The sequence below is a fragment of the Micromonospora sp. CNZ286 genome (assembly GCF_014207755.1).
Genome location: NZ_JACHIZ010000001.1, coordinates 3,257,030 through 3,282,116 on the forward strand (window position 1 = coordinate 3,257,030; position 25,087 = coordinate 3,282,116).

At 72.9% G+C, this 25,087-nt stretch carries 28 protein-coding genes; 17 read left to right on the plus strand and 11 right to left on the minus strand.

All coding sequences use genetic code 11. The features are described 5' to 3' along the window. Positions 1-30: 30 nt before the first annotated feature. The 4 genes from FHX31_RS14740 to FHX31_RS14755 all read right to left on the minus strand — a co-directional run bounded on the left by FHX31_RS14740 (position 31) and on the right by FHX31_RS14755 (position 3,646). Entirely contained in the window at positions 31-840 is an 810-nt protein-coding gene (locus FHX31_RS14740; RefSeq protein WP_123110101.1) for an ABC transporter permease, read from the minus strand. Further along, the gene (locus tag FHX31_RS14745; protein ID WP_184976513.1) at positions 837-1,805 is read right to left on the minus strand and encodes an ATP-binding cassette domain-containing protein; all 969 of its coding nucleotides are present in this window, start codon (positions 1,803-1,805) and stop codon (positions 837-839) included. The genes FHX31_RS14740 and FHX31_RS14745 overlap by 4 nt, the downstream gene beginning before the upstream one ends. Before the next feature lie 66 nt (positions 1,806-1,871). Further along, entirely contained in the window at positions 1,872-2,519 is a 648-nt protein-coding gene (locus tag FHX31_RS14750; RefSeq protein ID WP_013286228.1) for a response regulator, read from the minus strand. Then, entirely contained in the window at positions 2,519-3,646 is a 1,128-nt protein-coding gene (locus FHX31_RS14755) for a histidine kinase (protein ID WP_184976515.1), read from the minus strand. The genes FHX31_RS14750 and FHX31_RS14755 overlap by 1 nt, the downstream gene beginning before the upstream one ends. 118 nt (positions 3,647-3,764) lie before the next feature. Here FHX31_RS14755 and FHX31_RS14760 point away from each other — a divergent pair, with 118 nt between their 5' ends. Both FHX31_RS14760 and FHX31_RS14765 read left to right on the plus strand, forming a co-directional pair. Then, a complete protein-coding gene (locus FHX31_RS14760; protein ID WP_184976517.1) occupies positions 3,765-4,598 on the plus strand; it encodes an ABC transporter ATP-binding protein in 834 nt (277 codons plus the stop codon). Further along, positions 4,595-5,566, plus strand: coding sequence for an ABC transporter permease subunit (locus FHX31_RS14765; protein ID WP_013286225.1), 972 nt, complete (start codon positions 4,595-4,597; stop codon positions 5,564-5,566). The genes FHX31_RS14760 and FHX31_RS14765 overlap by 4 nt, the downstream gene beginning before the upstream one ends. Before the next feature lie 50 nt (positions 5,567-5,616). Here FHX31_RS14765 and FHX31_RS14770 read toward each other — a convergent pair whose 3' ends face one another. Then, complete coding sequence (locus FHX31_RS14770; protein WP_184976519.1) at positions 5,617-6,495, minus strand: alpha/beta fold hydrolase; 879 nt, start codon at positions 6,493-6,495, stop codon at positions 5,617-5,619. Positions 6,496-6,593: 98 nt separating this feature from the next. Between FHX31_RS14770 and FHX31_RS14775 the strand changes: the two genes are divergently transcribed. Beyond that, entirely contained in the window at positions 6,594-8,549 is a 1,956-nt protein-coding gene (locus FHX31_RS14775; protein ID WP_184976521.1) for a BTAD domain-containing putative transcriptional regulator, read from the plus strand. Here the strand turns inward: FHX31_RS14775 and FHX31_RS14780 are convergent. After that, complete coding sequence (locus tag FHX31_RS14780) at positions 8,518-9,441, minus strand: hypothetical protein (protein ID WP_091327961.1); 924 nt, start codon at positions 9,439-9,441, stop codon at positions 8,518-8,520. The genes FHX31_RS14775 and FHX31_RS14780 overlap by 32 nt on opposite strands. Positions 9,442-9,618: 177 nt before the next feature. Between FHX31_RS14780 and FHX31_RS14785 the strand changes: the two genes are divergently transcribed. From FHX31_RS14785 to FHX31_RS14810, 6 genes are all read left to right on the plus strand, one after another. Further along, complete coding sequence (locus FHX31_RS14785) at positions 9,619-11,010, plus strand: pyridoxal-dependent decarboxylase (RefSeq protein WP_184976523.1); 1,392 nt, start codon at positions 9,619-9,621, stop codon at positions 11,008-11,010. A 5-nt stretch (positions 11,011-11,015) separates the two neighbouring features. Then, positions 11,016-11,651: a hypothetical protein gene (locus FHX31_RS14790; protein ID WP_240322364.1), complete on the plus strand. Its 636-nt coding sequence runs from the start codon at positions 11,016-11,018 to the stop codon at positions 11,649-11,651. Positions 11,652-11,720: 69 nt separating this feature from the next. Beyond that, positions 11,721-12,122 carry a YbaB/EbfC family nucleoid-associated protein gene (locus tag FHX31_RS14795; protein WP_184976525.1) on the plus strand — a complete coding sequence of 134 codons (402 nt, stop codon included), beginning with the start codon at positions 11,721-11,723 and terminating at the stop codon, positions 12,120-12,122. Then, positions 12,109-12,429, plus strand: coding sequence for a type VII secretion target (locus FHX31_RS14800; RefSeq protein ID WP_184976527.1), 321 nt, complete (start codon positions 12,109-12,111; stop codon positions 12,427-12,429). Before FHX31_RS14795 ends, FHX31_RS14800 begins: the two co-directional genes overlap by 14 nt. After that, the gene (locus tag FHX31_RS14805; RefSeq protein WP_327651727.1) at positions 12,426-13,565 is read left to right on the plus strand and encodes a WXG100 family type VII secretion target; all 1,140 of its coding nucleotides are present in this window, start codon (positions 12,426-12,428) and stop codon (positions 13,563-13,565) included. Before FHX31_RS14800 ends, FHX31_RS14805 begins: the two co-directional genes overlap by 4 nt. A gap of 3 nt (positions 13,566-13,568) precedes the next feature. Then, positions 13,569-13,853 (plus strand): hypothetical protein, encoded by a 285-nt coding sequence (locus FHX31_RS14810; protein WP_184976529.1) that lies wholly within the window; start codon positions 13,569-13,571, stop codon positions 13,851-13,853. Positions 13,854-13,863: 10 nt separating this feature from the next. Here FHX31_RS14810 and FHX31_RS14815 read toward each other — a convergent pair whose 3' ends face one another. Beyond that, a complete protein-coding gene (locus FHX31_RS14815; RefSeq protein WP_184976531.1) occupies positions 13,864-14,670 on the minus strand; it encodes a class I SAM-dependent methyltransferase in 807 nt (268 codons plus the stop codon). A gap of 189 nt (positions 14,671-14,859) precedes the next feature. Between FHX31_RS14815 and FHX31_RS14820 the strand changes: the two genes are divergently transcribed. The 3 genes from FHX31_RS14820 to FHX31_RS14830 are packed head-to-tail and all read left to right on the plus strand — an operon-like array spanning position 14,860 to position 17,506. Further along, entirely contained in the window at positions 14,860-15,696 is an 837-nt protein-coding gene (locus FHX31_RS14820; RefSeq protein ID WP_184976533.1) for a CPBP family intramembrane glutamic endopeptidase, read from the plus strand. After that, positions 15,696-16,850: a sensor histidine kinase gene (locus tag FHX31_RS14825; protein WP_184976536.1), complete on the plus strand. Its 1,155-nt coding sequence runs from the start codon at positions 15,696-15,698 to the stop codon at positions 16,848-16,850. The genes FHX31_RS14820 and FHX31_RS14825 overlap by 1 nt, the downstream gene beginning before the upstream one ends. Beyond that, positions 16,847-17,506, plus strand: coding sequence for a response regulator (locus FHX31_RS14830; RefSeq protein ID WP_041784290.1), 660 nt, complete (start codon positions 16,847-16,849; stop codon positions 17,504-17,506). The genes FHX31_RS14825 and FHX31_RS14830 overlap by 4 nt, the downstream gene beginning before the upstream one ends. Before the next feature lie 31 nt (positions 17,507-17,537). Here FHX31_RS14830 and FHX31_RS32705 read toward each other — a convergent pair whose 3' ends face one another. Then, the gene (locus tag FHX31_RS32705; protein WP_236619297.1) at positions 17,538-18,302 is read right to left on the minus strand and encodes a hypothetical protein; all 765 of its coding nucleotides are present in this window, start codon (positions 18,300-18,302) and stop codon (positions 17,538-17,540) included. A gap of 463 nt (positions 18,303-18,765) precedes the next feature. Here FHX31_RS32705 and FHX31_RS14840 point away from each other — a divergent pair, with 463 nt between their 5' ends. Next, on the plus strand, positions 18,766-19,533 hold the full coding sequence (locus FHX31_RS14840) for a DUF429 domain-containing protein (protein ID WP_013476882.1): 768 nt from the start codon (positions 18,766-18,768) through the stop codon (positions 19,531-19,533). Here FHX31_RS14840 and FHX31_RS14845 read toward each other — a convergent pair. Further along, a complete protein-coding gene (locus tag FHX31_RS14845; RefSeq protein ID WP_143766957.1) occupies positions 19,502-19,723 on the minus strand; it encodes a hypothetical protein in 222 nt (73 codons plus the stop codon). The genes FHX31_RS14840 and FHX31_RS14845 overlap by 32 nt on opposite strands. A gap of 267 nt (positions 19,724-19,990) precedes the next feature. Between FHX31_RS14845 and FHX31_RS14850 the strand changes: the two genes are divergently transcribed. Together FHX31_RS14850 and FHX31_RS14855 are read left to right on the plus strand one after the other, a co-directional pair. Then, on the plus strand, positions 19,991-20,326 hold the full coding sequence (locus FHX31_RS14850; protein ID WP_013476884.1) for a nucleotide pyrophosphohydrolase: 336 nt from the start codon (positions 19,991-19,993) through the stop codon (positions 20,324-20,326). Positions 20,327-20,454: 128 nt separating this feature from the next. Next, a complete protein-coding gene (locus FHX31_RS14855; protein WP_013286206.1) occupies positions 20,455-22,353 on the plus strand; it encodes a DUF2075 domain-containing protein in 1,899 nt (632 codons plus the stop codon). A 35-nt stretch (positions 22,354-22,388) separates the two neighbouring features. On the opposite strand, the gene FHX31_RS14860 is transcribed toward FHX31_RS14855, so the two are convergent. Beyond that, positions 22,389-22,856 (minus strand): hypothetical protein, encoded by a 468-nt coding sequence (locus FHX31_RS14860; protein WP_402881830.1) that lies wholly within the window; start codon positions 22,854-22,856, stop codon positions 22,389-22,391. Between the two features lie 80 nt (positions 22,857-22,936). Between FHX31_RS14860 and FHX31_RS14865 the strand changes: the two genes are divergently transcribed. Further along, positions 22,937-23,668: a methyltransferase domain-containing protein gene (locus FHX31_RS14865; protein ID WP_184976538.1), complete on the plus strand. Its 732-nt coding sequence runs from the start codon at positions 22,937-22,939 to the stop codon at positions 23,666-23,668. Positions 23,669-23,704: 36 nt separating this feature from the next. Then, a complete protein-coding gene (locus FHX31_RS14870; RefSeq protein WP_184976541.1) occupies positions 23,705-24,595 on the plus strand; it encodes an arginase family protein in 891 nt (296 codons plus the stop codon). Here FHX31_RS14870 and FHX31_RS14875 read toward each other — a convergent pair. Next, entirely contained in the window at positions 24,592-25,005 is a 414-nt protein-coding gene (locus FHX31_RS14875; protein WP_047891910.1) for an NUDIX hydrolase, read from the minus strand. The genes FHX31_RS14870 and FHX31_RS14875 overlap by 4 nt on opposite strands. Positions 25,006-25,087: the final 82 nt, after the last annotated feature.

Here is a 25,087-nt window from a genome sequence, read left to right on the forward strand (position 1 = left end):
GGGCGGCGCACGGCCGCCCCCGGGTCCGGTTCAGCGGCTCAGCGCCCGGTAGCGGCGCAGCGACAGCGGCAGGAACACCGCGACCAGCGCCAGCGGCCAGAGCACCGCCAGCAGCGGGTGGTGCGCTGCCACCCACGAGTCGCCGCCCCACCCGGGGTTGCCGAACAGCTCCCGGGTGGCCCCGACGGTCGCGGACAGCGGGTTCCACTCGGCGACCGCGCCCAGCCACGCGGGCATCGTGGACGGCGCCACGAACGCGCTGGACAGGAAGCCCAGCGGGAACTCCAGCGTCTGCACGGCCGTGACCGCACTCTGCCCCTTCACGGTCAGGCCGAGGAAGACGCCCACCCAGACCAGCGCGAACCGCAGCAGCAGGATCAGCCCGAACGCGGCGAGCGTGTCACCGAGGTCGCCGCGCGCCCGCCACCCGACGGCCAGGCCGACGAGCAGCATGACGGCGAGCGTCACCACCGCGAACATCAGGTCGGCCACGGCGCGGCCGAGCAGCGGGGCCAGCCGGGACACCGGCATGGACCGCAGCCGGTCGGTGACGCCGCGCTCCAGGTCCGCCGAGACCGCCATGGTGGTCATGCTGATGCCGAAGACCATCGTCATGGCGAACATGCCGGGCATCAGGAACTCCCGGTAGCTGCCACCGCCGGGCACCTGGAGCGCGCCGCCGAACAGGTACGCGAACATCAGCACCATCAGGATGTCGAAGCCCAGCGAGCCGACCAGCGGGCCGGGCTCGCGCCGCCAGTGCGCCAGCGCACGCCCGGTCAGCGTCAGGCCGTCACCGGCCAGCGACGCGCGCCGGGCCGGGGTCACGGTCGCTGTCACGCGGTCACCTCCACACCGGTCCGAGCGGCGGACGGCGCGCCGGTGAGCTGGAGGAACACCTCGTCCAGTGTGGGCCGCCGCAACGCCACGTCGGCCACGTCCACGCCGTCGGCGTCCAGCGCGCGCAGCACCTCGGTCAGCGCGCCGGCCCGGTCGCCGACCTGGGCGCTGACCGCCCGGCGGTCCGGATCGACTGCCGGTTCGGCAAGGGCGACGGCGCGCAACCGCCCGACGGCTGTGGCCAGGTCGGCGGCGTCGCGGACGACCAGTTCGATCCGGTCGCCGCCGAGGCGGGACTTGAGCGCGTCAGGTGTGCCCTCGGCGATCACCCGGCCGGCGTCGAGCACGCAGACGCGGTCGGCGAGCTGGTCGGCCTCGTCCAGGTACTGCGTGGTCAGCAGCACCGTGGTGCCGCCGCGTACCAGGTCGCGTACCGCCTCCCACACCTCGTTGCGCCCGCGCGGGTCCAGCGCCGTGGTCGGCTCGTCGAGGAACAGCACCGACGGCGCGAGGATCATCCCGGCGGCCAGGTCGAGGCGGCGGCGCATGCCACCGGAGTACGTGCGTACCGGCCGCCCGCCGGCGTCGGCGAGCCCGAACCGGTCGAGCAGTTCGGTGGCGCGCCGCCTCGCCCCGGCCCGGTCCAGGTGGAACAGGCGGCCGAAGATCACCAGGTTCTCCCGCCCGCTCAGTGCCTCGTCCACAGCGGGGTGCTGCCCGACCAGACCGATGCGGTGGCGCACCCGGTCGGCCTGTCCCGCCACGTCGAAGCCGGCGACCTCGGCCCGCCCGGCGTCGAAGCGCAGCAGCGTGGCCAGGATGCGGACGGCTGTGGTCTTGCCCGCCCCGTTCGGGCCGAGCAGCCCGCACACGGTGCCCGGTCGCACCCGTAGGTCGAATCCGTCGAGCGCGGCGGTGTCCCCGTATCGCTTGCGCAGGCCCTCCGCCAGGATCGCATGTTCCACGACTGTGCCCCCTCCGTTGACGACGGCCGCTAACGTACAACGTACGGTAGCGCGTCCGCCAACGTTTCAGTCGACCACGCGGTGCTCCCAGGCCCAGACCGCGATCTCGGTACGGTTCCGCAGGCCGAGCTTCGTCTGCACCGCCGACACGTGGCTCTTCACGGTGCTCAGCGAGATGAACAGCTCCGCGCCGATCTCCAGGTTCGTCCGGCCCCGGGCGATCTCCCGTACCACCTCGATCTCCCGCTCGGACAGCGCCGGGCGGCGCTCGTCACGGGGCGGCGCGGGCGGGGTCAGGTGCCGCAGCAGCCGGACCGTCACCGACGGGGACACGAGCGCGTCACCCTGGTACGCCGCCCGGACCGCCTCCACCAGCAGCGCCGGTCCGGCGTCCTTGAGCAGGAACCCGGCCGCTCCCCCGCGCAGCGCGCCGTAGACGTACTCGTCCAGGTCGAACGTGGTGACCACGACGACCCGCAGCGGGTCGGCCACCTCGGGCCCGGCGAGCGCCCGCGTCACCTGGAGCCCGTCGAGCCGCGGCATCCGGATGTCCACCAGGCAGACGTCCGGGCGCAGCCGGCGGGCCTGGGCTACCGCGTCGACGCCGTCGGCCGCCTCGGCGACCACTGTGATGTCGGGCTGGTCCTCCAGGATCAGCCGCAGCCCGCCGCGGACCATCGCCTGGTCGTCGGCGAGCAGCACCCGGATCGTCATCACGCCCTCCCGTGCGGCACTACCGCCCGCACCGACCACCCGGCGCCGGAGCGGGGACCGGCGCGCAGCGTGCCGCCGAGGGCCTCGACCCGCTCGCGCAGGCCGATCAGGCCGTATCCGCCCCGCTGCTCGGCGGAAACGGCGGAAACGCCGGACGCGTCGTCGGTCACCTCGACCACCACCGCGTCCGGCTCCTGCGACACGTCCACGGTGACCTGGCCGGCGTGCGGGGCGTGGCGGGCCACGTTCGTCAGCGCCTCCCGGACGATCCGGTGCACGGTGCTGGTGACCTCCGGCGGCCAGGCCGTCTCCCCCGGCAGCCGCAGCCGCACCGGCGGGCCCTGCCGGCGGAACCGCTCGACCAGTTCCTCGATCTGCTCGGTACCGGCCGACGCCGGCGGCGCGTCGGCGGTGTCGCGCAGCACCCCGACCAGGCGGCGCATGGCCCGCAGCGCCTCACCGCCGGCCGCCTCGATGCCGGCCAGCGACTCCGTGGCGCGCGCCGGATCCCGCCGCCCGACCAGGTGGGCGGCCTGCGCCTGCACCACCATGCCGGTGACGTGGTGCGCCACCACGTCGTGCAGCTCCCGGGCCAGCTCCAGCCGCTCGTCGCGGCGTACCCGCTCGGCCGCGGCACGGGCCCGCTCGTCGAGCAGCCGCAGCGTGAGCCCCGCGACGACCCCGCCGAGCCAGCACAGCCCGTTGAGCGCCACCACCCCGGACCCGCCCGCCCCCGGCCGGGCCGCCGCCCACGCCCCGGCCGCCACCACGAGACCACCTGCGGCGATCAGGCCGGCGGGCAGCGGCGGCAGCGCGCGTACCGCCGATCCGACCAGGACGGCCGACGCCAGCGCCAGCGCCGGCCCCGGCTCGGTGGGCAGGTCGAACAGCCGGGCCGCGGCGACTGCCGACCCGGAGACGGCGAGTCCGGCAGTGGCCGTGACGACGCGCTGCCGATGGCGTACCAGAGCCAGCACGCCGACCACGACGGCGGCCGCGCCGCCGGGGAGCCAGTACCGCAGACCCCAGCTCGCGGCGACCGCCACCGCCTGGACGCCGATCGCGGCGAGCAGCACCACGGCGAGCCCCGCCGTCGCCGCAACCCGGGTGAGCCGTTCGGTAGCCATGCCCAGCACGCTAGGAGATCGCGGGCCGGGCCGAACCGGCCGAAAGTAGGGTCCGCCGCGCGCCGGACCCTGCTCCGGACCGATGCCCGCCGGTCCGGACATGCCCAGGATGAGCCGCATGCATCCACCACTCGCCCTGCACGCCGAGCGGCTGACCAAACGGTACGGCCGCCGGACCGCGCTTGCCGACTGCGACCTGAGCGTTCCGCGCGGGCACGTGGTCGGCCTGGTCGGCCCCAACGGCGCCGGAAAGTCCACGCTGCTGCAACTGGCCTGCGGGCTGATCGCGCCGACCTCGGGCACGTTGACGGTGCTCGGCTCGCCGCCGGCCGCCGACGCCGCGCACCTGGCCCGGGTCGGTTTCGTCGCCCAGGACACGCCGGTCTACGCCTCCCTCACCGTCGCCGAGCACCTGCGGATGGGCGCCTGGCTGAACCCGTCCTGGGACTCGACGCTGGCCCGGCGGCGCGTCGACGAGGTCGGCCTGGACCCGGCGCAGAAGGCGGGCCGGCTCTCCGGCGGCCAGCGCGCGCAACTGGCCCTCGCGCTGGCCGCCGCGAAACGTCCCGAGCTGCTGATCCTCGACGAGCCGGCCGCCGCGCTGGACCCGCTTGCGCGCCGCGAGTTCATGCACGGGCTGGCCGGTTTCGTGCGGGAACTCGGCGCGGGCGCGGTGCTCTCCTCGCACCTGCTCGGCGATGTGGCGCAGGTCTGCGACCACCTGGTCGTGCTCTGCGCCGCCCGGGTGCAGGTGGCCGGTCCGGTCCCGGACCTGCTCGCCACGCACCACCGGACAGCCGCGGCGCCCGCCGGGGCCGACGTGGTCTGGGCCGAGCCCGGCCGCGTCGTGGTCCGGGGCCCGGCGGTACGCGACGGCGCGCCGGTCACTCTGGAGGAACTGGTCCTGGCGTACCTGTCCCGGGCCGCCACTCGCCCGGCGGTGACCCGATGATCCGGATGACGGTGCGGCAGTTCCGCCTCCCGGCGCTCGTCGGCGCCGCCCTGCTGGTGCTGGCCGGCGCCTACCTGCTGCGCCTCGGCGCGGACATCCGCGCCGTACCGGATCCGGCCCGGCTGCCCGACCGGTACGCGCAGACGATGCTGTTCCTCGCCGGCGGGTTCGCGCTGGTGCCCGCGCTGATCGGGGCCTTCTGGGGCGCGCCGCTCGTCGCCCGGGAACTGGAGCAGGGCACGCACCGGCTGGTGTGGAACCAGAGCGTGCCCCGCCGCCGCTGGCTGGCGGTCAAGCTGGCGGTGCTCTCGGCCGCCGCCGCGCTCGTCGCCGGTGTGCTCGGTGCGCTGCTGACCTGGGCGGCCTCGCCCGTCGACCGGGTCGCCGGCGACCGGTTCAGCACCGTGCTGTTCGGCGCGCGCGGCGTCGCGCCGGTCGGGTACGCGGTGTTCGGCCTCGTCCTCGGCGTGGTCGCCGGGCTGCTGCTGCGCCGCACCCTGCCGGCGATGGCAGTGGTGTTCCTGGCCGTGGTCGTGGTGCAGCTCGCGGTGCCGAACCTGCTGCGCCCGCACTACCTGCCGCCGGAGCGCATCACCGTGCCGATGACCGCCGACACCGTCAACCGGGCCCGCAACCTGGGCAGCATCACCGGCTCCCCTGTGGTCGGCGGGCTGGACGTGCCGGGCGCCTGGGTCACCGACATCAGCCCGCTGCGGACCGCCGACGGGCGTCAGCTCTCCGACGAGGCGTTCGGCACCTGTTTCCGCGATCCGCCGCGTACCGGCGCCACCGGCACGTTCGGCGACACGGCGGTCTGTCTCGGCGCGCTCGACCTGCACGTGGACCTGGCCTACCAGCCGAACCGCCGGTTCTGGGCGTTCCAGTGGATCGAGCTGGCGCTCCACCTCGGCGCGGCCGGTCTGCTGGCGGCGCTCGGCCTGTGGCACGTCCGGAGACGGGCCGGCTGAGCGGACGGGGGCGGACGGTCCGGGCGCCGCGCGCGCCCGGACCGCCGTACCTACCGCTTGAGCAGCGCGCGCAGCGCCCCGGCGATCTCGCCGGGTGCCTCCTCGGCCATGAAGTGCCCGGCCGTGGTGGTGCGGTGCTCCAGGTCCGGTGCCCAGGCCCGCCACACCGCCGCCGCGTCGTAGCCCAGCGCGGCGCCCCAGTCCTGCTGGATGACGGTGACCGGCATGGTCAGCTGCCGCCCGGCGTCCCGGTCCGCCCGGTCGTGCGCCACGTCGATCCCGGCCGACGCCCGGTAGTCGGCGACGATCGAGTCGACCGCCTCCCGGGAGGCACGCAGGTACTCGGCGCGCACCTCCGCCGGCATGGCCGCCGGGTCACCGGCCCAGGCGTCCAGGAAGTGCCCGAAGAACGCGTCGGCGCTCGCCGCGATCATCGTCTCGGGCAGGCCGGGCGGCTGGGCCATCAGGTAGAGGTGGAACGCCACCGAGGCGGAGGCGCCGTGCAGCACGTCCCACATGTCGAGGGTGGGCAGCACATCAAGCGACGCCAGGTGGGTGACCGCGTCCGGGTGGTCCAGGCCGGCCCGGACCGCCACCAGGGCGCCCCGGTCGTGCCCGGCGAGCGCGAACCGCTCGTGCTCGAGCGCGCGGGCCACCGCGACCACGTCGGCGGCCATGGTCCGCTTGCTGTACGTGTCCTCGGTGTGCGCGGCCGGCTTGTCGCTGGCGCCGTAGCCGCGCAGGTCCGGGCAGATCACCGTGTGCTCGCCTGCCAGGTCGGCGGCGACGTGCCGCCACATCAGGTGCGTCTGCGGGAAGCCGTGCAGCAGCACGACCGGGCTGCCGGAGCCGCCCACCGCCACGTTCAGCGCCACGTCCTCGGCGACCGGAACGCGCTGGTAGTCGAATCCCGCGATGGTGGTGCTCATCTCGATCCCTCTTTCGTCTCGTCGTACCGGTCCAGCGTGGCGGCGCCGGATGAGCAACCGATGAGCGCGATACGGTGACCCGGGTCGAGGAGGGGGCGGTGCCTGTCGGTTTCGGTGTGCTGGGTCCGGTCACGGCCTGGGACGACGCGGGTGCGCCGGTCGACCTGAAGGGGCCCCGGCACCGGGCCGTGCTGGCGCGGCTGGTCGCCGCCCGGGGCCGGACCGTGCCGGTCGGGCAGATCGTCGACGACCTGTGGGACGACCCGCCGCCCGGCGGGGTGGGCGCGGTCCGCACGTTCGTCGCGGCGCTGCGCCGCCGCCTCGAACCGCACCGTCCGCCACGCGAGCCGGCCCGGCTGCTGGTCACCGACGGACCGGGGTACGCGCTGCGCGCCGACCCGGACACCGTCGACGCCTGGCGGTTCGAGGACACGGTCACCGCAGCGGCCGACGCGCTGCCCCGGGCCGCGCTGGACCGGCTCGACGAGGCGCTGGGCTGGTGGCGCGGACCCGCGTACGCCGACTTCGACCAGCCGTGGGCGCACGCCGAGCGGTCCCGGCTGGACCAGATCCGGCTGACAGCCGTCGAGCGGCGGGCCGAGGCGCTGCTGGCGCTGGACCGGGCCGCCGACGCCGTACCCGATCTCGACGCCCACGTCGCCGCGCACCCGTGGCGAGAGGACGGGTGGGCGCTGCTGGCGTCGGCGCTCTACCGGGCCGGGCGGCAGGCCGACGCGCTCGCCGTCCTGCGCCGCGCCCGGGAACTGCTGCGCGACCAACTCGGCCTGGACCCGGGACCGCGGCTGCGGCGGCTGGAGACCGACCTGTTGCGCCAGGCCGAACCCGAACCGACCGGCCCGGCGCGGGTCTGGGCGGAGACCGCGGCGGCGTACGAGCGCAGTGTGGTGCCCGGCGCGCGGGCCCGGCTGGAGTCCACGGTCGGGCTGCTGCGCAGCCTCGCGGTGACCGGGCCGGGCGGACTGGAGGCCGCCCGGGACCAGCGCGAGGCGGCCATCACCGCGGCCGAGCAGCTGGGCGACCCGGAGTTCACCGCGCGGGTCATCGGCGGGTACGACGTACCCGCGATCTGGACCCGCTCGGACGACCCGGCGCAGGCGGCCCGGGTCGTCGCGGCGGCGGAGCGGGCCCTCGCCGGGCTGGGCCCGGACGCGCCGGAGGCGACCCGCGCCCGGCTGCTGGCCACCGTCGCGATCGAGTCCCGCGGTACGGCGTCGCCGCGCCCCGCCGGGGCCGCGCGGGAGGCGGAGGCGATCGCCCGGCGGGTGGCCGACCCGGCGCTGCTGGCCCAGGCCCTCAACGGCGTGTACATGCAGACGTTCCACCGCGCGGGGCTGGCCGCCGAGCGGGACGGGATCGGCGCCGAACTGGTCGCGCTCGCGGCGCGGCACGGCCTGGCCACAGTGGAGATCCTCGGACATCTGATCCGGGTGCAGGCGCGGAGCGCGCTCGCCGACTTCACCACCGCCGACGCGCACGCCGAGGCGGCCGACCGGCTCGCCGCCCGGCACGAGAGCCCGCTCGTCGGCGTGTTCACCGGCGGCTACCGGGCCATGCGGACAGCCGCCACCGGAGCCGCGTACCCGGACGCGGAGGCGGCGTACCGGTCGTGGGCGACCGGACTGGCCGGCTGCGGCATGCCCGGCGTGGAACGCGGGCTGGCGCCGCTGGCGCTGCTCTGCCTGCGGGTGTGGCACGACCTGCCGGCCGTCTTCCCGGCGGACACGGACTGGGGCCCGTACGCGCCCTGGGCCCGCCCGCTGCTCCTGCTCGCCGACGGCCGCCGGGACGAGGCCACGGGGGCGTTGCGGCGCACCCCGGCGCCGCCGCGTGACCTGCTCATGGAGGCGCTGTGGTGCCTGACCGCGCGGGCCGCCGTAGCGCTGGGCGACCGGGACGCGATGCTCCGGGCACGAAGCGCGCTCGCCCCAGCAGCGGCTGAGCTGGCCGGGGCCGGTAGCGGCCTGCTCACCGCCGGGCCGGTCGCCGGGCACCTGGGCCGGATCACCAACGGCCTGTTGCGGAATCCGGGGTGACATCGCGTTCGAGCTGAGTCGTCGCGTCGAGGGATGTCGAGGTCCGGCGCCGACGTGGCGGGTCCCCGGGCCACCGCCACCAGATCCCATAGGCGCACTCGCGGTCCGGGCGCCGAAAGGTCATCTCGTAGACGACTTTCCCCGCCGGGCAGGCACCGCTCGGCTCGCAGCGGGTACGAGCGATCTCCTGGCGACTCGACCCCGACCGGGTTCTCCGCCACACGACCTGCCACGCCTCGGCGGGTGCATCCGCGCGATCGAACTGCACACGCACCGACAGCTTCCCTACCCGCCGCTCCTCGCAGCTCTCGCGGTAGTAGGGCTTCATGGGGGCGTACACGTCTTCGAACACTTGCCTGATCCCGACGTTGACGCGACGTCCGCGGGCGAGCGGGCCGAGGAGATACAACCACCGGTAAACGCGCCCGTCTTCCTCCGCCACAGCACCGTCGAGCAGTCGATGTTCGGGGAACAGCGACGTCACCCCCTCGATCACCCGGTTCTGTCCACTCCAGTGGGAACGGATGCCCACCAGACGAATCTGCCGGGTGGCGCGGACACGTTGCTGTCGCGTATAGGCGTAGCGGTGATGGTCACGGCCGTCGTCTCCTCTGACCCTGGTGACGACCAACGACCCGTCGAGTTCCTCGATCACAAAATCAGGTGGGTGGTAGACACACCGAACGTAGTAAGTGATCAGCACTCCAACGGGCAGAAGCATCGCCAGGGTTGCGGGAGTCCACAGCGGTAGACGCAACGCCACCATCCACGCACTCCCGAGGCCGAACATCGTCACGAGGCCCGTACCGGCCAGCACGACAAGCTGGAGCAGGTCGGAACTCTGGCGTGCCAGGCGAGCGGGTGTGCTGTCCAGCAGTCTTCTCAGAATCATCGGTCCTCCGGGTCCCACCTCATCGGTGGGAAAGCCACCAACGGTTCTCTGCAATCCACACAAGCGCAGGAACGATGGGTGAGCCAGCGGTCACGGACGTCACTCAGCACTCACTCCGCATACGGGGACAGCCCGCGCACGTCCCACCGGCGGAGTTACGAGGGCTAGGGTGCGGCGATGGACGAGCTGAGGCACCTGTTCCGGCGCGCCGCCGACCACGCGGCCGACTACCGGCTGTCGCTGCCGGAGCGGCCGGTCGGCGTACCCGTGGACCAGGCCGCGCTGAACGAGGCGTTCGCCGGCCCGCTGCCGGACGCGCCCACCCCGCCCGAGCGAGTCCTAGCGGAGCTGGTGACCGCCGCCGAACCGGGACTCGTGGCCACCGCCGGGCCGCGCTACTTCGGCTTCGTCGTCGGCGGCGCCTCCCCGGCCGCCACCGCCGCCGACATGCTGGCCGCCGGATGGGACCAGATCGCGTTCAACGCGGTCACCTCCCCCGCCGCGGTGGCCGCCGAGACGGCCGCCGGCACCTGGCTCAAGGAGCTGCTCGGCATCCCGGCGACCGCGTCGGCCGGTTTCGTCACCGGCGGCCAGGCCGCCAACACCGCAGGGCTCGCCGCCGCCCGCCACCAGGTGCTCGCCGACGCCGGCTGGGACGTGGAACGACGCGGCCTGCCCGGCGCGCCGGCGGTCCGCGTGTTCGCCGGCGCCGAACGGCACGCCACCATCGACAGGTCGCTGCGCCTGCTCGGCCTCGGCACCGACGCGCTGCACCCGGTGTCCACCGGCCCGCAGGGCGCGATCGACCCGGACGCGCTGGCCGCGGCGCTGCGCGACGCCGGTCCCGGCCCGAGCATCGTGTGCCTTCAGGCGGGCAACGTGAACACCGGTGCGTGCGACGACCTGCGCCGCGCCTGCGACCTCGTCCACCGGCACGGCGGGTGGGCGCACGTGGACGGCGCGTTCGGGCTGTGGGCGGCCGCCAGCCCCACCACCCGGCACCTGGTGGACGGGCTGGAGACGGCCGACTCGTGGGCCTGCGACGGCCACAAGTGGCTGAACCTGCCGTACGACACGGCGTTCGCGTTCTGCGCCCGGCCCGACGTGCACGCGGCGGCCATGTCGTACGCGGCCGCGTACCTCGTGGGTTCCGGCGGTGCGCCCGCGGGCGCGGACCTCACCGCGGAGTCCTCGCGCCGCGCCCGTGGGTTCGCGGTCTGGGCGGGCCTGCGGGAGCTGGGCCGCGACGGCGTCGCCGCGCTGGTCGAGCGGTGTTGTGCGCTGGCCCGGCGGTTCGCCGACGGCCTGAGCGCGGCCGGGTTCGAGGTGGTGAACGACGTGGTGCTCAACCAGGTGCTGGTCGGGTTCGGCGACGACGCGCGCACCGACCGGGTGGTGGCCGCGGTGCAGACCGACGGGACGTGCTGGGCAGGCGGGACGACCTGGCGGGGACGCCGGCTGATGCGGATCTCGGTGTCGAACGCGACCACCACGGAGGCGGACGTCGACCGGTCGGTGGCGGCGATCGCCCGGCTGGCTCACGGGATCGGCGGCGAGCTGGTTCACTGAGCACCGTGACGTGGCGGCGGGCGGCTTCGATGGTGGCGGTGCTGGTCCTGGCCGTGGCGGCCGTCGGCGGGTGGCGTTGGTGGCACCAGCACCCGCCGTACGGGCCGGAAGCGCTGCACCTCCGCTCGTCCCTGGAGTTCGTCGGCTACGAGGAGGCGCAGGCCGCACTCGGGCCGGCGTACCAGGCGCCGGTGACGTCCGACGGTGACCAGCTGGTGCTGGGCCGCGTGTCGTGGCAGAAGCCGCCGGCACCGCTTGAGGGCGGGTACTTCGCGCTGTTCCTCATCGACAAGCGCACGGATCTCAAGCCGTCGGTGTTCGCGGTGGCCGCGCCGCAGGAGAGCGTCGGCATGGGCAGCGCCGGTGTGGAGAACAGGATCCCCGACCGCTACCCGTGGTTGCGCGGCGCGGGCGACATCCGGGTCAGCGAGCACGAGTGGCTCAGCGTCGGCAGCCGCCTGGGAATCGTCGACGCCGCCGCCTCCCCCCTGACGTTCGTCGTCCGGTTTCCCCACCTGGAGAGACACGAGCGGGTACACCCGATCGCCACCGCGCCCGTGACGTTGCCGGACCTGCTGCTGGCGCTCGTCTACATGGGACCGGACGGCCAGGTGTACTGGGCGCAGCGGTTGCAGGGCTGAACCGGGCATACACGCAGCGCGATCGGTTGGTAGCGTGACGCTCACCGCTGTCCCCTGGGGAGGGTCACTATGTGGGCGGACGAGGCCGCGCTGGACGCGGCGGCACGACGGCTCGACGAGTGGGAGTCGTCGTTGGCCGGCCGTGCGGCGCGCGCCCGCGACCTGTCCGCCCGCACACAGGCGCTGACCGGCACCGCCCGCAGCGCCGACGGGCTGGTCGAGGCCACCGTCGACGCGTCCGGGCTGCTCACCGGCCTGCGACTCGACGAGCGCGTCCGGCAGCACTCCGCCGCACACACCGCCCGGCAGATTCTCGCCGTCACAGGGGACGCCCGCGCCGACCTGCTGCGACGGCTCACCGAGGCCACCACCGAGACACTCGGCGCGGAGGACCCGGCCGCGCGGGCGATTATCGAGTCCCACCAGCGGCGGCTCGCCCCCGACCCGGGCACGCCGGATGCCGCCCGGTGACGGTCTCCAGGTCGACCCGGACGACCTGACCGCGCACGCCGCCCACCTCGTCCGCTGCGCCGACGGCATCGGCACCGCCCGGCAGGCCGGCCAGCACGTTCGGCTGAGCGCCGACGCGTACGGGCAGCTCTGCGCGATCATGCCGGTCCTGCTCGACGGCCTCCAACGGACGCTCACCGACGGCATCGGCACCGCCGCCACCTCCGTCCGTGACACCGCCGAGAAGATGCGCGTCAGTGCCGAGCGCTACCGCGCCTCCGACACGCACGCCGCCGACCTGCTCGACCGGGTACGGCAGCGGCGGTGACCACGAACCCGCTGGTCGCCGCCGCGGCGGACTCCGGACCGAGTCCCTGGGCCGGCGTGTGGATCTGCGAGGACATCGAACTCATCGCCCAGGGCGTCCGCACCGGCAGCTGGATCGACGGCAGCCTCGGCGTCGTCAGCGCCGGCCTCGACGCGCTCGCCCTCGTGTCCGACCCCGCCGGGGTTCTCCTCCAGTACGGCATTGCCTGGCTCATCGAGCACGTCAAGCCGCTCAGCGAGGCCCTCGACTGGCTCGCCGGCGACCCCGCCGAGATCACCGCGCACGCGCAGACCTGGCGCAACGTCGCCGCGTCGCTGCGCGACGACGCCGCCGAGCTGGCCCACGCCGTACGCACCGAGGTCACCGGCTGGACCGGCGCCGCCGCCACCGGCTACCGCCGCTGGGCAGCCGAGCAGCAGCAGGCCGTCACCGGGCTGGCGCAGGGCGCCGAGGTGATGGCAGCGATCACCGAGGGCGCCGCCGGCCTGGTCGCGGCCGTGCGGCTGCTGGTCCGCGACGCCATCGCCGCCTGCGTGTCCCGGCTGATCGTGTACGCGGCCGAACTGGTCGCCACGGCAGGGCTGGCGACGCCGCTGGTGGTCGAGCAGGTGACGACGACAGTGGCGTCGTGGGCGGCGCGGATCGGGCGGTTGCTGCGGGGGTTGCTGGCGAGTCTGCGGCGGCTGATGCCGGAGATGCGCCGGCTGGGTGAGCTGATCGGCAAGCTCCGGGACGCGCTGCGCCGCTTGCGAACGGCTGAGCCCGAAGCGGGACACCTGAACCGGGTACGCGGCAAGGGACGCGGACCCCGCATGCCGATGACCATGGAGTCGGTGCAGCAGATCGCGGCGAAGTACGGCATCGAGCTCTCCGACATCCGGTTCGTGATCGACAAGGGAAGGTCGGGGATTCACGGAGTGACCAGGGCTGACCAGTCGGTCATGCTCTGCCGGAACGCCTTCCACAGCGAGGAGGACCTCGCCCGTACGCTCGCGCATGAACGGTTCCACGTCGAGGAACTCCGCGCAGGACGTCCGTATCCCCGAAACCGCGACGAGGCGATCGCGTTCGAGGATCGTGCCTATGCTCACGAGGACCAGTGGTGGGGAAACCACCCGGTCAGACCGGAGGACTAGCTGGTGGCTTCATTCGACGAGTGGCTCGACGCGTACGAGGTCGTCTACCGCGCCCTGCCCGCCGAGTCCGACCACCGGTGCCCGAACTGCGGTCACCGGACCCTGCGGATGGTGTTCACCGGGCCCCCGGGCGCCGGGTACGGCTACGTCTCGTTCTGGTGCGACACCTGTCTGGAGGGCATCCACGTCTCCCGGGCTCCGGTTCCCGCCGGGGTGACGGCCCTCTCCACTGCCGCACCGCTCGAAGAACGCACCAAAGGCATCCCCAACTACCGCTTGGTGACGTAGCTGTCGCTGGTCAGCCTGAACCCACGCCCGGGCCGGCGATCCCGTACTGCAACCGGACAATGACCCGCTCGGTCACCACGTCCGCTCCGCCGAGGGCGTCGCGCACGTCGGCGGCGAACGTCGCCCGCTGCCGCGAGGACGGCAACCGTTCGGCGGACATGGCGGAGAAGACGCCGCCGACCATGTCGTCGACGGTGAGCGGCGCGTCGTACCGCACCGATGTCTCCTCGTACCGGTAACCGGCACGCACGAGCGTCTCCCGGTTGCGCCGACGCCCGTCCTCGTCGGTCTGGCATCTCCCGGTGACCGGGTGGCCGAGCATCCGCTCCAGGCAGCCGCGCAGTGCGGCCGACCATTCGGTGTCCTGCATCCACAGCGGTTCGCCGTTGGTGACGACGGCGATGCCACCTCCGGGGCGCAACAACGGCCGGGCCGCCTCGAACAGGGCGTCGCGGTCCACGAAGTGAATGGCGACGGCCACGGTCAGCGCACCGACCGTCCGCCCGCCCAGAAGCCGGGCCAACGCGGGCACATCACCGTCACCGCCGAGCAGCCACGTGGCGTTGGCGGTCCCCCGGTCCAGGGCGGTTCGCCGGGCGATCGCCAGCATGTCCGGCACGGGATCCATGCCGATGACGGTGCCCACCCGGTCGGCGAGCGGAATGCTCAACTGACCGGTGCCGCAGCCGAGATCGACCACCGTGTCGTCGGCACCGAGCTGGAAGGCTGCCGCCAGGGCGTCGAGCACCTCGGGCGGATAGCCGCGCCGATGCCGTGCGTAGTAGGTCGCCACCTCACCGCCGAAGCCCGTCGCCATGCCGGCAGCCTGCCCGCCGCGGTCGTCTCCGAGCCAGCATTTCTGCTGAGGGCAGGCCCTCGAAGCGCTTGTCCCCCGTGCGAGCTACCCGCAAGTGTCCACCGCACGGTGACGATTCCCGGCCTGCGAATCCATAGCGTTCCAGGTGAACCGCGGCGCTCCGGCCGCGGACCTCTCGAAGGAATCGTCATGCGTGTGGTGAAGCAGTTCCTGGCCGTCGTCGCGGTCAGTCTCGTCGGCAGCCGGGCGGTCGTCGCGGCACAGGACAACGCCTGGCTCAGCCTGACCCTCGGCGTCGCGACCGCCGCGGCCGCGATCATGGTGTACGGGTGGGTGGTGCGCCGCACCGAACGCCGCGAGGTCACCGAGCTGGCCCGGGACGGCGCGGCCGCAAGGCTTAATCGCGGGGTGCTGATCGGGTTCGCCATGTTCGCGGCGGTCATCGTCAACATCGCCCTCATGGGCGGCTACCACGTGCACGGTCTCGGCTCGGTGTCCGGCGCGGTGGGCATCTTCGGGTTCATGGCCGCCGCGGCGGTGACCGAGGAGCTGATGTTCCGCGGTCTGCTGTTCCGCCTGGTCGAGGAGCGGCTCGGTACGTCGCTCTCGCTGCTGCTGACCGGCGTACTGTTCGGCCTGATGCACCTGCTGAACCCGGACGCCAGCCTGTGGGGCGCGACCGCCATCGCCATCGAGGCGGGGTTCATGCTGGCGGCCTGCTACGCCGCGACCCGCAACCTGTGGGTGCCGATCGGCCTGCACTTCGGCTGGAACTTCGCCGCCGGCGGCGTCTTCAGCGTCGTCGTCTCCGGCAACGGCGACTCGGCGGGTCTGCTGGACGCCAGCACGTCGGGTTCGACGCTGCTCAGCGGCGGCGACTTCGGGCCGGAGGGCAGCCTCTACACGGTGGCGGCCGGGGCGGTGCTGACAGTGGTCTTCCTCTGGCTGGCCCACCGCCGCGGCCACATCGTGACGCGGCGCCGCCGCGCGGCCGAGGCCCCGGCGGAGAACGTTACGGTCTCCTGATGATCATCCGACGGATGCTCCCGGACTCGTGGCGGCACTGGCCCGTCACGGTCCGGGATCTCCCGCTCGCACTGGTGATCGCGCTCGCATCAGTGACCCCACCGCTGCGCGGCATCGGTACGCAGCTCGGCGATCTGCCCGCCCGGCCGTTCGACGCGCTCACAGTGGTGGTGATCGCGCTGGAGTGCCTTCCGCTGGCGCTGCGCCGCAGCCGTCCGGCGCTGTCCCTCGCCCTGGTGTCGCTCGGCTTCGCGCTCGACCAGGTACGCGCCTACCACACCTTCGCGGGCACCGCGCTCGCCATCGCACTGCTGAGCGCTGGCGCCCACCTGGACCGAGGCCGCCGTACGACTGTGCTCGTGGGCTCCCTCGCGTACGTCGGACTGGCCGTCGCCCTCGACCGGCAGGGGTCGACCGAAGGGGTGGTCGGCTTCACCACGTTCTACCTGCTGCTGGCGCTCGCCTGGGGCACCGGGTCGTGGCTGCGGCAGAACCGCGCCGCCGAGGCCGAACGTCGCCGGCACGTCGCCGAGACCGCCCGCGCCGCCGAACGCTCGCGCATCGCCGGGGAGCTGCACGACGTGGTGACCCACCACGTGACGGCGATGGTGGTGCAGGCCGAGGCGGCCCGCTACCTGACCGCCGCACCCGACCGGCTCGACACCACACTGACCGCCATCACCGACACCGGCCGCCGCGCCATCGGCGACCTGCGGGTGCTGCTCGACGTGCTCAACCCCGACCACGGTACGGAGCCGCGTACACCCTCGGCCGGCGAACTGCACGCCCTGGTGGAGCAGACCCGGCAGGCCGGGCAGCCGGTGGAGTTCACGCAGGAGGGCAGCCCGGCGGAGGTGACCGGCGGCGCGGAGGTGGCCGCGTACCGGGTGGTGCAGGAGGCGCTGACGAACGCCCTCAAACACGCACACGGCCGCCCCACCGCCGTGCACGTACACCATGGCGACAGGGAGATCACTGTGGAGATCAGCACGGAGGGCCCCGGCACGCGCACCGCGGGTCCGGGCGGAAGCGGACGCGGCCTCGCCGGGCTGCGCGAGCGCGTCACGCTGCTCGGCGGCGAATTCGACGCGGGGCGCCGGGCGGGCGACGGCTTCGTGGTCCGCGCGCGCATCCCCACCGGGAGCGCGTCGTGACCGCCCCGATCCGGGTGCTGGTCTGCGACGACCAGGCGCTGATCCGTACCGGATTCACCACAATCATCGACGCGCAGCCGGACATGGCCGCGGTGGGTGAGTGCGGCGACGGCCGCGCCGCTGTCGACCTCGCCGGCCGCCTGCGGCCCGACTTGGTGGTGATGGACGTACGCATGCCGGTGCTCGACGGCATCGAGGCGACCCGCCTCCTGGCCGGCGCGGGCGTCGCCCACCCGGTCAAGGTGCTGGTGGTGACGACGTTCAACCTCGACGAGTACGTCTACGAGGCGCTGCGCGCCGGCGCGAGCGGGTTCCTGCTCAAGGACGCCCCACCGGCGCAGCTGCTGCACGGCATCCGCACCGTCGCCTCCGGCGCCGCGCTGCTCGCGCCGGAGGTGACACGGCAGCTCGTCGGCCGGTACGCCGCGCGGATCCGTCCCGCCGAGGGCACGCCGGCGGACGTGGGGCTGACGCCGCGGGAGCTGGAGGTGCTGCGGCTGATCGCCGACGGGCTGTCGAACAGCGAGATCGCGGCGCGGTTGGTGATCAGTCAGGAGACGGTGAAGACGTACGTGTCGCGGATCCTGACGAAGCTGGACCTGCGCGATCGGGTGCAGGCGGTGGTGTACGCGTACCGCACCGGCCTGGTGACCTGAGTACGGATCCGCGGGCCGTGTCCGATCCGCGTCATCGGCGGCGCTTGTTCAGGCTCGGCAGACCGCCGGAAACAGTCCGGACGGTGCCATCCGGATTGCTGCGGACCCGCTTGGGCGGAGCCTCGTTGACACGCCGCCCGGCCAGATCCGCAGCGCTCAGCGTGACCACGACCGGATCCCTCGCCAGCCACTCCCGCAGCTTGAGCAACGCCTGCTCGATGTCGTCGATGCCCGTCAGCGAACGGATCGCCGGCAGCGCCCTGGCCGGGTCAACGAGCAACAGCTGGGCGACCTCCGCAGCGCTCAGTTGCCGCGGAGTTACGTCTCCCGTCGGCACGAGGGACGCGTGGATCATCCCGTCGTCCAGCCAGAGCCACATCGGCCGCTTACCGTCACCCGCCTTGATCCGCGGCGGAACCGGGTACGCCTGCCGCCTCGACTGAGCAGGAACGGTGGTACGCAACGCGGCGGGTGCGCCCGGCGGCGTAGCGGGACGCGCCGGCCGGGTGGTCGCGGGTCGTCGCGCTCGTATGAACGCGTCTGCGTGTACCCACTGATCAGGCGCGAACCAGATCAGCAGGATGGCGCCCACGCGCGGCGATGCCGGGTCCGCAATCGTGATCTGCGCATACCGCCGCGCGTGATCGGCTGCCGGCAGTGGTCGGATGTCCACGACTGCGGGCAGCGGGATCCGTCGGGTGTCCGGCTTCCACCAGAGAAGGAACCGTCGCCGCCGAAGGACGAGATGCTCCCCCTCGAATGCCGCGTTCCAGCGCCTCCCGAGCAATTCGACCACCCCTCACTCCGTTCCGACAGATCCTGTCCAAGTCATCGACTGTCGGAGCCGGCCAGCTGGAGCTCCTACCGGTCCGTCTCGCGGTCGACGGCGCGCACGACGGCCTGGAAGGCATCCGCCGTGAGCCGGTCCCCCCGGCGTCCAACCGTGGGCGATCATGCGACCGCCCGGGGGCGATCCGAAAGCCCACGAGCCGGCTGTGGCTTTCTTCCCCACACCTCGCGTACAGACGATCTCCCCCGCTGACGGCATCCAATCAGCAACCACGGTGGGAAGGTCAGGAAGAGCGTCACGAATGCAATCCTGGTCAGCGGATATTCGGCCGCCAATCCTCCATACCGACACAGGCCTACGGCGTTTCACCTCCGGACGTAGCGGCTCGGCCAGCGCCGATCGAACGGCCGACATCCAGGTGGCGTCGCGAATGATGTCTTCACTCTCCGGCACCCCTACGGTAGGACGAATGTTGACGGCCGGGATCGACCTTGCAGCAGAGGACTCGAATACAGCGGTGGCCTGGATCCGGTGGACAGCGAAAGGCGGGATGCTCGAAAACCTGATCGTCGGCGCCGATGACACGGAACTTCTTCGCACGGTCTCGACGGCGGACAAGGTCGGAATCGATTGCCCTCTGGGCTGGCCTGTACCGTTCGTCGACTTCCTCGTGTCTCACCATCGGGGTGAGCTCGCCGTCGCAGCCGATCTGAGCGGGCGTGCCTGGCGCAGAAGCCTCGTTTGGCGGCGCACTGACAAGGTGACCCACACACTGATCGGCCGGCCTCCGTTGACTGTGGCAGCAGACAGGATCGCCCACATGGCCATGCGATGTGCCGCCCTGCAGGCGCGGCTCGCCGAGGACGGCCAGCGGGTTGACCGCACCGGCACCGGCACCCTCGTCGAGGTGTACCCAGCGGCGTCGCTGAAAAAGTGGGGTCTCCCCTACCGGGGGTACAAGGGCTCGCGTAACGGAACCGCCCTCGGCGAGCTGGTGGACAAACTGATCACCGCCGCTCCCTGGCTGCACCTCGGCGCGTTTGAGCGTGAGTGTCGTAGCACCGATCATGCTATTGACGCGGTGGTGGCTGCTCTGACCGCTCGGGCGGCGGCGGTGGGTCAGGCAACCCGGCCCGGACCAGCCGACCTGGCCACCGCTGCTGTCGAGGGCTGGATCGCCGTGCCGAATGAACCGCTGGCCAGCCTCATCGACCAAAGTGCGAGGCGGACGACGTGACGGTCTTTACGGAACATGCCACCCGGTCAGGACGTGCGGTGTCGTCGAAGAGTGCTCGTACCCCGAAGGTCCGGGCGAGGGTGACGGCGAGGTCCCGCTGGTCTTGGCCGTTGGCGTCGAGGAGTTCGGTGTCGCCGGTCAGCATCCAGCCGAACCTCTCGCCCGCATCAGGCGAGGTACGCATCGCCACCGGGCGGGGGTCGTCCGCGGCCCAGTCATCGATCCGCCCGATGTAAACCGCGTCAGGTGCGATGCCGTACTCCCGTTCAAGGAAAAGGCGGAAGCGTCCGCCGGCAGCTTGCCCTCGAAGTGGATCTGATACCGCACCCTCTTCTGCCCCCGGTTCCTCTCGTTAGGAGAGAGGCCTCCGACGCCCGCCGGTCAAGACTCACGTGTCGAACCTTCTCACCGGGCTGGGCTCCCGTGACCGGCCGGCCCGCGGTGTCAGACTGCCGACATGGACGATTTGACGGCTCTGGTGCGGGCGTTCGCGGAGGAACGTGACTGGCAGCAGTTCCACACGCCGAAGAACCTCGCCATGGCACTCGCCGGCGAGGTCGGTGAACTGGTCGCCGAGTTCCAGTGGCTGACCCCGGAGCAGGCCGCCACGGTGATGGACGACCCCGAGGCGGGCGCACGTGTGCGGGCGGAAATCGGCGACGTCATGATCTACCTGACGAGACTGGCGGACGTCCTCGGCATCGACCTGACGGAGGCCGCAGTCGCCAAGTTGGCCGAGGTGTCCGTCCGCTATCCGGCTGGAGAAGTCAGAGGTTCTGCGGCCAAGCGATAGCGGGGCGTGCCGGAGAATGATCTCTCCGCTACAGTCCACCCGGTACAAGCGCGTAACGACGGGCTTCCGGTCGTCGCCGGACACGCCCCCCATGCGCACGATCATTTCGTGCTGCCCGGGGGCAAGTCGTGTCAGCCTTTCGCACCTCCGCCGACGGACTGCTGCGCTACGCGGCCGGTGGCGCCCTCGCCGACCGGATCGCGGAGCACATCGGGCACAACGTGAGCGCCTCCGAACGGCGGTCCTGGGAGCGGAGCCTGCCGGTGCTCGCCCAGGATCTCGCCGACGCGGGTCTCGGGCAGGTCGAGATGCTCGTGGAGTACCAGCTCCCGCTGACCAGCAAGCGGATCGACGTCGTCCTCGCCGGAACACATCCGAAGACGGCCGAGGACTCCTACGTCGTGGTGGAGTTGAAGCAGTGGTCCCGGGTCGAGTCGTACGAGGGATCAGAGAGCCTGGTCCTGGTCGAGCACGCCGCCACCCCTCGGCTGCATCCGGGCGTGCAGGTCGAGGACTACTGCGAGTACCTCGCGGACTTCCTCGGGGTGCTCGCCCATTCGCGCAACCCGATCGTCGGGGCCGCCTACCTGCACAACGCCGTCGACCGCGACGTCGACGACCTCTTCGCCCGGCGGGCGACGGAGCAGAGCCGGATCTTCACCAAGCAGCGCCGCGGCCGGTTCCTCGACTACCTGCGAAACCACCTGGCCCCCGGCTCCGGCGCAGCCGCCGCGGACCGCTTCCTCACCAGTTCGGTACGCCCCAGCAAGCACCTGCTGTCCTACGCCGCCGCCGAGCTGAAGGACCGGTCCCACTTCACCCTGCTCGACGAGCAGCGCCTGGCGTACGAGCTGGTGTTGCACGCCGTGGAGCGTGCGCGCAGCGCCGACCGCAAGTCGGTAGTGGTGGTGGCCGGCGGGCCGGGCAGCGGCAAGAGCGTCATCGCACTCTCGGTGCTCGGTGAACTGGCCCGGCAGCAGCGCTCGGTCATGCACGCCACGGGTTCGCGATCGTTCACCCAGACGCTGCGGCGTTACGCGGGCAAGGGCTCCACCCGGTTGAAGAACCTGTTCGGTTACTTCAACAGCTTCATGACCGCCGAGCGGAACGGGCTCGACGTGCTGATCTGCGACGAGGCGCACCGGATCAGGGAGACCTCGGTCAACCGGTTCACGCCGAAGGCGAAGCGGGACCGTGCCCGGCCGCAGATCGACGAGCTCCTCGCCGCGGCCCGGGTACCGGTCTTCCTGCTCGACGAGCACCAGGTGGTCAAGCCGGGCGAGTTGGGGAACGTCGAGGTCATCTCCACGTACGCGAAACAGCTCAATCTGGATGTCGAGGTCGTGTCGCTGCACGACCAGTTCCGGTGCGGCGGCAGTGAGGCGTACGAGGAGTGGGTCGTCGACCTGCTCGGCCTCGACGGCGGCAAGCCGTCGGTGTGGGCCGGAGACGGACGCTTCGACCTGCGGCTGGCGAGTTCGCCGGAGGAGATGGAGGCGTTCCTGGCCGCGAAGCAGGCGGCCGGGGAGACGGCGCGGATGTCGGCCGGGTACTGCTGGCCGTGGAGCGACCCGCTGCCGGACGAGTCCCTGGTCGCCGACGTACGGATCGGTGGTTGGGCGCGTCCCTGGAACGTGAAGAGCGACCGCAGCGTCGGCGACGCGCCGGGCAGCGCGTTCTGGGCCACCGATCCGCACGGATTCGGCCAGGTCGGTTGCGTTTACACCGCACAGGGCTTCGAGTACGAGTGGTCCGGTGTCATCCTCGGACCCGACCTGGTCGCCCGCGACGGCCGGCTGGTGACCCAGCGGGCGGAGTCGAAGGACCCCGCATTCCGCAGCCGCAAGTCGCTCAGTGACGCGGAGGCCGACCGCCTGATCCGTAACACCTACAAGGTGCTGATGACGCGAGGCATGCGCGGCACGATCCTGTACTCGACAGACGCCGAGACCCGGGCATGGCTCAACTCGCTGATCCGCGTGGAACGTGGTCTCGAGACGATCTACGAGCCGAGCGGCGGTTCATAGTTCCCAAGGAATTGCCGGTTCGGGGCACGGCCGGGTCAGCAGTCGCGGGCCCAGTCCGGCGGCGGTACGACGGCGAGCTGCGGCTCCCCACTGATCGGTTCCAGTGCGTGCACGATCCGCAGGTCCCCGTCGGCGGCGGCGTCGGAGTCGGTCAGCACCCGGCCGCTGCTGCCGTCGGCGCTCACCAGCGCCCACCGGTCGGGGTGGATGCCGCCGTCGTCGACGAGCGCCCGTACGCCGAACGCGCGGGCGAGGGTGACCGCGAGATCGCGCTCGCCGTGGCCGGTGGCGGCGGCCAGCGCGGTGTCGCCGGTGAGAACCCAGCCGAAACCCTCGTCCCCGTCGGGCGGGGTGAGCATCGCCGCCGGCCGAGGATCGTCGACGGCCCGGTCCTCGATCCGACCGACGTACACGGCCTCCGTCGCGACGCCGTACTCCGTCAGCAGGAACAGGCGGAGGGCGTCCGCCGGCAGCTCGGCGTCGAAGTGGATCCGATACCGCACTCTCTGCCCCTCCCCAAGGTCCACAGGTAACGCGTCACAGTGCTTGCCTCGGCAGCCCGCCGGGGAGTTGGCTGTCGCGTATGGCCCGCATCGCGTACCACGACGCCGACGCCGAGGCGTTCGCCGCGACCCGGCACCTCACCGACGACGGTCTCACGGCCTGGCGGGCCGCCGTCGCCCGGCAGCTCGTACCGCGCCCGGGCCTGCGGCTGCTCGACCTGGGCGCCGGGACCGGTAGCTGGGCACGCGCGTTCACCGACTGGTTCCCCGGCGTCGAGGTGGTCGCCGTCGAGCCGTCGGCGGCGATGCGCGCCCGGTGCGCGTTCGCGCCACTGGTCGCAGGCAACGCCGGACACATCCCGCTGGCCGACGGGAGCGTCGACGGCGCGTGGCTGTCCACGGTCATCCACCACGTACCCGACCTGGCCGCCGCGGCGCGCGAGCTGCGCCGGGTACTGCGGCCGGGCGCCCCGGTGCTGATCCGGTCCGCATTCGCGGGACGGCACGAGGCGATCACGCTGTTCGACTACTTCCCCGAGGCCGTTCGCGTGCTGGACACGTATCCGGGCATCGCCGACGTCGGGGCCGCCTTCGCCGCCGCCGGCTTCGCCACCGCGGCGGTCGAGCAGGTTCCGCAGGTCACCGCGCCGTCGCTGCGGGAGGCGGCGGCCGGCCTGCGCCGGGAGGCGCACACGCCGCTTCAGCTGATCACCGATGCGGAGTACGCCGCCGGCGTCCAGCGGCTACGCGAGGCAGCAAGGATCGACAGCGGTCCGGTGATCGACGCACTGGACCTGCTGGTGCTGCGCTGATCCCGGTTCAGGCCCGAGCAAGGTTAGGGTGGGGCGATGGACCCTCGTCAGTGGACGGTTGTCGGAGCGCCGTCGAGCGCCGGTGCCCACACCCCCGGCATCGAGCGTGCACCCGCCGCCCTGCGCGCCGCCGGCCTGCTCGATCTGCTGGGCGCCGACGTCGAGGACGCCGGTGACGTGCCGGGCTTCCGGTGGCGGCCGGATCCGGCGTACCCCAGGGGTCAGAACGCGGGCGCGGTGGCCGCCGTCGCCTCGGCGGTGGCCGACCGGGTCGCGGCGGCGGTGCGCCGGGGGCGCGCGCCGCTGGTGCTCGGCGGCGACTGCACGGTGACTGTCGGCCTGGTCGCCGGTTGCGCGCGGGCCGGGCTGTCGCCCGCGCTGGTGTACGTGGACGGCGGGCCGGATCTCTACACGCCGGAGACCCGCGCCAACGGCAACCTGGACGCGATGGGGCTGGCGCACATGCTCGGCCTGCCGGGGACGCTGCCCCAGGTGGCGGGCGTCGGGCCCGAGGTGCCGCTGCTGCCGCCGGAGCGGGTGGTGGTGTACGGGGACTCGCTGCCCCGTGGTGACCACGAGCGGAAGCTGGTGGCCGAGCTGGGGCTGGCGTACGTGCCGGCCGACGAGGTGCACGCCGACGCGCGGGCGGCGGCGCGCCGGGCCCGGTCGGTGGCCGAGGGTGCGGCCGAACGGTTCGTGGTCCACTTCGACGTGGACGTGCTGAGTTTCGTGGACGCGCCGCTGGCTGACGTGCCGGAGCCGTTCGGACTCAGCCTCGGCGAGGCGGCGGCGACGCTGACGGAGCTGGTGGCGAGCCCGCGGTTCGCCGGGTTGTCGGTCACCGAGATCAACCCGGATCATCTGCCCGACGACGAGCTGCTCCCCCGGTTCGCCGGCGTGCTGGCCGGGGCGCTGACCGGGCGCTAGGCGGTTTCCGCGAGGTGCAGCGGCAGCACCTTCGCGGCGCTCACCGCCAGGTCGCGGTCGAGCACCTCGTCGCGGGGCACGAAGACCATCGCCTGTCCCTCGCCGAGCACCACGTCCTCCTGCCGGGCGTCGGTGGCGCCGCGGAAGACGTACACGGTGACGGTGTGCGGGAAGCCGTCCTCGTGCGGGCGGGGGCCGCTCCACAGCAGGTGCAGTTCCCCGGCGGTCAGGCCGGTCTCCTCGCGTAGCTCGCGGCGGGCGGCCTGCTCCGGTGTCTCGCCGGGTTCGATGCTGCCGCCGGGCAGGCTCCACTGGTACGGCGACACCGGCGCGTTGCCGTCGCGGTGCTGCATGAGGATGGCGCCGGACGGGTCGACGAGCAGGACGAGAGCGACGTCGTATGCGGCCACGCCCCGAGCCTGCCACGCGGCACCGGCGACGCACAGTCCCCGACTTTCCGCCACGCCGATCGAAAGTCAGACTCGAAGCACC